Source organism: Acinetobacter sp. COS3 (genome assembly GCF_000475335.1).
Classification (GTDB): Bacteria; Pseudomonadota; Gammaproteobacteria; order Pseudomonadales; family Moraxellaceae; genus Acinetobacter; species Acinetobacter venetianus.
In genome coordinates this window covers 90,373-96,409 of sequence record NZ_AXCD01000026.1, presented here as the reverse complement: position 1 = coordinate 96,409, position 6,037 = coordinate 90,373, and the positions used below count along the sequence as shown (strand labels likewise).

General features: G+C 41.5%; 4 protein-coding genes and 4 tRNA genes. All 8 read right to left on the bottom strand.

From position 1 onward, the window contains the following. Nucleotides 1–215: 215 nt before the first annotated feature. A tRNA-Thr gene (locus IO68_RS27575) sits at nucleotides 216–290 on the bottom strand. A 13-nt stretch (nucleotides 291–303) separates the two neighbouring features. After that, nucleotides 304–379 (bottom strand) — tRNA-Gly (locus IO68_RS27570). A gap of 35 nt (nucleotides 380–414) precedes the next feature. Further along, nucleotides 415–498 (bottom strand) — tRNA-Tyr (locus IO68_RS27565). A 54-nt stretch (nucleotides 499–552) separates the two neighbouring features. Beyond that, nucleotides 553–628: transfer RNA gene (locus IO68_RS27560), tRNA-Thr, on the bottom strand. 99 nt (nucleotides 629–727) lie between these two features. After that, nucleotides 728–2,221: an anthranilate synthase component I gene (gene trpE / locus IO68_RS27555; protein WP_023013658.1), complete on the bottom strand. Its 1,494-nt coding sequence runs from the start codon at nucleotides 2,219–2,221 to the stop codon at nucleotides 728–730. Between the two features lie 80 nt (nucleotides 2,222–2,301). Continuing rightward, entirely contained in the window at nucleotides 2,302–2,994 is a 693-nt protein-coding gene (locus IO68_RS27550) for a phosphoglycolate phosphatase (protein WP_023013657.1), read from the bottom strand. 65 nt (nucleotides 2,995–3,059) lie between these two features. Then, nucleotides 3,060–3,677, bottom strand: coding sequence for an FHA domain-containing protein (locus tag IO68_RS27545; protein WP_019385847.1), 618 nt, complete (start codon nucleotides 3,675–3,677; stop codon nucleotides 3,060–3,062). Between the two features lie 63 nt (nucleotides 3,678–3,740). Beyond that, the gene (gene gspD / locus IO68_RS27540; protein WP_023013656.1) at nucleotides 3,741–6,005 is read right to left on the bottom strand and encodes a type II secretion system secretin GspD; all 2,265 of its coding nucleotides are present in this window, start codon (nucleotides 6,003–6,005) and stop codon (nucleotides 3,741–3,743) included. Nucleotides 6,006–6,037 lie beyond the last annotated feature (32 nt).

The following is a 6,037-nucleotide window of genomic DNA, read 5'->3' as shown; positions in this document are numbered from 1 at the left end:
TGTACCCACGTTTACGTGTGGTTTATTACGTTCAAACTTAGCCTTAGCCATTTGATTTTCCTCGTTTACGTCGACACCAGTTTAGAGAAAAACAACCCTGAAAAACCTTCTTTATCGACATTTGCCTAAAAAACTAGACACCTAATACTTGAAAAGCAGACTATAAAAGCCTGCTTCTTTAAAATTTTGTAGAAAACTCTACTAAGCTGTATATCTGGAGCTCTTATCGAGATTTGAACTCGAGACCTCTCCCTTACCAAGGGAGTGCTCTACCACTGAGCTATAAGAGCGATTATCCTTCGATGGAGCGGGAGACGAGGATCGAACTCGCGACATGCAGCTTGGAAGGCTGCCACTCTACCAACTGAGTTACTCCCGCACGACATTGGTATTAACCACTTCATTCGAAGTTAATGGTGGTGGGAGAAGGATTCGAACCTTCGAAGCTTTCGCAACAGAGTTACAGTCTGCCCCCTTTGGCCGCTCGGGAATCCCACCACGTCGCACTCATTTCAGCGCTTTCCTTTACTACTCATACACTACACTTTAAGATGGTGCCGGCACACGGATTCGAACTGTGGACCTACTGATTACAAGTCAGTTGCTCTACCAACTGAGCTATGCCGGCTCTTTCTTAGCGTTTCGTACGTTTCGTATCGGAACGGTGTGCAGTTTAGCAAAACTCTGAATCGATGCAAGTGGTTTTTTCAAAAAAAACCTTAAAAACTCATAAAATCAACCCGTTTGACGATAATTCAACCGCTTTGATCACTGCACGAGCTTTTATTTGGGTCTCATTCCACTCTGATTCAGGATTTGAGTCAGCAACCAGTCCCGCACCAGCTTGCACATAGACTTTATTTTCACGAATAACGCAGGTTCGAATCGCAATCGACATATCCATTTCACCATGCCAGCCCAGATATCCAACTGCACCACCAAAAACACCGCGTTTTACAGGCTCAACTTCGTCAATAATTTCCATGGCACGAATTTTTGGCGCGCCTGAAAGTGTTCCTGCTGGGAACGTTGCTTTAAATACATCTAAAGCATCAACATCATCTCGAACTTCACCTTGCACATTTGACACAATATGCATTACATGCGAATAACGCTCTATGACCATTCGGTCCGTTACTTGAACCTTACCAATCTTTGAAACACGCCCAACATCATTACGGCCAAGATCAATCAACATGAGATGCTCAGCAATTTCTTTTTCGTCTGCCAGTAAATCTTGCTCTAAAGCAATATCTTCTTCTTTGGTTTTACCACGAGGTCGTGTTCCAGCCAATGGACGAACTGTTGCAATACCATTCTCTAAACGAGATAAAATCTCAGGCGATGAACCTACAATATGAAAAGGCTTTTGATCAGTAATGGTCTGCCCTTGTACAAGGAATAAATAAGGTGATGGATTTAAATGACGCAAAGCACGATAAACCTGCAAGGCCTCTCCATCAAAGTCTGAAACCATTCGTTGACCTGGCACAACTTGCATAACATCACCAGCACGAATGTATTCTTTTACCTTTTCAACAGTCTGAAGAAACTTCTCGCGCCCCGTGATTGACTCAAAGTTCGGCTTGGTATGTGGCTTAGCTTGTAAACTCACTGGGGTTGCAAGCAATTGCTCAAGTTGATCTAATTTAGTCTGAGCTTGATCATACGCGTTTGGCTGTTTAGCATCCGCATGATGAATTAAAAACAAGGTATCTTTTAAATTATCAAATACGATAACTGTTTGAGACAACATTAACCATAAATCAGGTAGTGTCACAGGATCCGCAGTTGGAACATTTTTGAGTTTTGGCTCAATATAACGAACAGCGTCATAGCCCAAATACCCTACCAAACCACCAGTAAAACTCGGTAAATCTGGAATTTCCTTTTGAGTCGGTACTTTAAACTGGCTTTGAAATTCACGGATATACTGAAACGGGTCAGCACAGTGCTCTTCTGTTACCGAGCCATCTGCCTGCTGAATCGTTAAAATTCCAGCATTACATGAAAAAACGGTCGATTCACCCAAACCAATCATGGAGTAACGCGCCCAGTTTTCACCACCCTCTACAGATTCAAATAAATAGGCTTGTTTCTGTTCTTTAAAACGAGCAAATACTGAAAGCGGTGTTTCTGTATCCGCCAAACGCTGGCGATAAACAGGAATCGTATTGAAGCCAGCCGATTTCAGCTGTTCGAATTGTGTTTGTGAAGTCATGAATATTCTCTATGGTTAAGTTTCTTTGCGTTTTCGTTCGATCTTGCTTTAATTTCGCCATCGAAAAACCATAACCAAGCTCATGCCTTTCTCCTTATTTGATCTTCTTCAACCAATTCAAATAAACTATCAACAACTTGTTGTGGCTGACAATCATAGATGTTTTCACCATGATTATAGCCATAGCTAACCACAATACAATCAATACCTGCACGTCTAGCCGCTTCCACGTCATTACTGGAATCACCCACCATTAATGTGCCTGCCTTATCAACATTTTGCTGCTGCATACAATGTAATAAAGGCAACGGATGTGGTTTGCGCTCTGGCAAAGTATCACCACCAACCACCATTTCAAAAAAAGAAGAGAGCTTTAAGCTTTCTAAGATTCCCTCAGCCAAGTGCTCAGGCTTGTTAGTCACACATGCCATTAAAATATTATGGCTTTGACAGTACTCCAAGAAAGCTAAGACACCATCATAAATTGTGGTATTTACACATAGCTCACGTGCATAAACATCCAAGAAAGTATCGAGTAATTTTTTCTGCTTTTGTGCATCAACTTGACCAAACAAATGCTCAAGCACTGTTTCGCATAATTTTGCTGCGCCTTTACCAACCCACTCTCGAACTTGTAATTCAGTCACCAAAGGCCATCCTAGTTGTTCCAAGCTGAGATTCATTGATCGATATAAATCAGCAGCTGAATCAACTAGAGTTCCATCCAAATCAAATAAAATTAGATCGCGATGTTGTAACTGTGCAACAGACATATTTTCACTCAAAAACAAAAGGCACGCTCAAATAGCATGCCTTTGATTGTAAAAGCTTAGATCGATTATTTAAAGAACAACCATGCAATCACAGCTAAAATCACCAACACAATAATTGAAATTAAGCCTACAGAAGCATTTTTTTGCTGTTCTTTTTCTTGTTCAACACGAGAAACTGGCTCTTCAATCACAACTGGTTGTTGCTCAGGCGCAGTGACTTTGACATCCACACCCTCTGGAATTGGCGCTGGTTTTGGTATTGTTACTTGTTGTGGCATACCATCTCGAGCAATAGAAGTTTCTGCAGCGCGTTCTGCAATACTAGGCATTCCTTGATCGTGTGCCGAAGATGATACAGGCTCAGCTTCAATTTCAGGCAAATCTGCAACACTTACTGGGGCAAGAACAGAAAACATAAAGCTTGCAAATTGAACAATATCACCATCATTCAATTCTGTCTCTTGCTCAATTTTTAGATCATTGATAAATGTTCCATTAGAAGAATTCAGATCTTGCACCCAAAGCTGCTGATCTTTCAGCAACAATGCAGCATGTCGACGTGATATATCTGCCGATTGCAGCAGCAAATCAGCATCTTGATGGCGCCCAACCAACATATCACGTTCAACACTAATTTCTTGCCCCGTAAATTCACCTGTAATGGCTTGTAATTTCCAAGTCATAGATGCATATCCTTATATAATTTCTTGCAATTGTAACATTGTCGCATAAGGTCTTCTGTGCATCTACTGTGAAGATGCTGGGCGAATCGTTGTTGTTGTCACCGTATTTTTACTGCGTTCAGTTTCCTTTACAGGAAGTGCAACTGATTTTTGCTGTACAACAGGTCTATCTTCCGCTACAGGCGTTGAAACAGCGCCAGATTGATTTTGCTGAGTTGCTGTTGGAACTTTCTGATAAGGAGAACTATTCGCTGCCGCAGGTTGTTGGCGATAAATATCATTCACATTTTCTGGTAATTTTGCAAAGTTACCATTTTTATCCATTGCCAACTGCAAGCTATAAAGTTGATTATAACGTTGTTGAGAAATACGTCGAACATCATCCGCATCGCCTACGATGGTAGGATGGATAAAAACAAGTAAATTGCGCTTCTCATTCGTCTTGCTATCCGCTCTAAACAATCGACCTAAGTAAGGAATATCACTAAGAACTGGGACACCTTGTCGAGATTGGACCGTATTATCAGAAATCAAACCACCAAGCACAACGGTCTGCCCATGATCTGCTAGAACTGCTGTTTTAATTGCTCGCTTACTGGTGACCAAATCAGTTGCTTGTCCACGACTTTCTTGAACCGCAGAAACCTCTTGCTCTACCTCTAAACGAACCGATCCACCTTCACCAATATGAGGAACAACTTTTAACGTTACCCCCACATCTTTACGCTCAACAGTCGTATAAGGGTTAACACCAGTACTATTCGTAGTCACAGAGCCTGTAACAAAAGGAACGTTTTGACCAACAACAATGTACGCTTCTTCATTATCCATCGTTACAATCGATGGTGTAGAAAGCAGATTAGACTTGGTATTGCTTTTTAACGCTTGGATGAGCGCACCGTACAATTTACGCGAACCATCTGCGCCTTCTTTATAATCACCTAACGCAATGGATGACCCTGCACCAACAGCTGAACCTAAACCGGCTGCACCACCAGTTAGATAACCCGCAGCTAACTTAGATAAACTTGACCCGACATTGGTAAAATTAATAAGGCCTACACCACTACTAATATCACCTAATGCCCATTGAACCCCTAATTGATCCGCATCATCACCAGCCACTTCAATAATTGCAGCCTCAATCAAAACTTGTTGACGACGAATATCCAACTGTTGAATAGCCGCTTCTATTTCTCGCATTAACTGAGGATCGGCCTTAACTACCAAAGCATTTTGAGTGCTATCCGCAATAATACTTACTCCACCACCATTAAAGCTTGTGACACCACCATTTTGATTGTTGTTTGAACCACCATTTAGATTAATCGACGGTGTTGAAATAGAAGATGATGAACCTGTTGAAGAACTAGAGTTTTGATTATTCGAAATCAGATTGTTAATTGAGTTACTAGAAGAGGAATTGCCACTATTTGATGATGACGATGAAACTGACTGTCCTGTTACTAGGCCTTGTAAAATTTCAGCTAAATTTTTCGCACTCGCATATTTTAAACGGAAGACCTTGAGTCCACCTAAACGATCAGCTGAAGGAACATCCAACATTTCAATCATGTGACGTAAACGTTTACGTGAGTTTGGGTCACCTTTAATCAAAATACGGTTGGTACGGTTATCCGCGATCACACGTACACGAGAACCAATAAAATCTTTTGAAGCACCTGTTGCACTCATTGTTTCCAACAAGCCAATAATTTCCTCAGCCTGACTCGATTGCAAAGTAATCGCTTCAATATCATTTTGACCAGTGCCGTCTAGATTACGCACAATACTTTCAAGCTGATAGATATTGGTTGCACGATCTGAAACAATTAATGCATTAGTTCCAGCCACAGCAGCCAAATGTGCAAATTGTGGCATCAATGGACGTAACGCAGGGATCAAATCATTCGGATTGGTATTCTCTAACCAAATGACACGCGTAACAATTTGATCACCACCCGCTCGACTGCGCGCATCGTATGGAATCCCCGAATTTTTTGCATTGCTGTCAGGAACAAGCTTAACCGTATTTCCAGAAGGGAGTGCCACCACACCATTGACATTTAACACCCCTAAAAAAAGATCATAAACTTCATCTTTATTTAAAGGCTTGTTTGAAATAACCGTGACATTTCCGCGTACGCGTGGATCAACCGCAAAGTTTTTACCCGTAATGTCAGCCACTTCATTAATAAATGCCGTCAAATCCGCATCACGTAGATTAATCTTCCATGTCTGTGCTTGCACATTGGTACTGATTGTCGCAACTAAAGGCGCTGCAGCAAGTAATGCCCAAAGTGGACGTTGATGATTCAATAAAGCCATAACCTGCACTTATTCCTAACTTATGTGGTGAC

Bases quoted from the DNA above. Each gene is read 5' to 3' on its own strand.
- trpE (WP_023013658.1), bottom strand. From the start codon at position 2,221: ATGACTTCACAAACACAATTCGAACAGCTGAAATCGGCTGGCTTCAAT.
- IO68_RS27550 (WP_023013657.1), bottom strand. From the start codon at position 2,994: ATGTCTGTTGCACAGTTACAACATCGCGATCTAATTTTATTTGATTTG.
- IO68_RS27545 (WP_019385847.1), bottom strand. From the start codon at position 3,677: ATGACTTGGAAATTACAAGCCATTACAGGTGAATTTACGGGGCAAGAA.
- gspD (WP_023013656.1), bottom strand. From the start codon at position 6,005: ATGGCTTTATTGAATCATCAACGTCCACTTTGGGCATTACTTGCTGCA.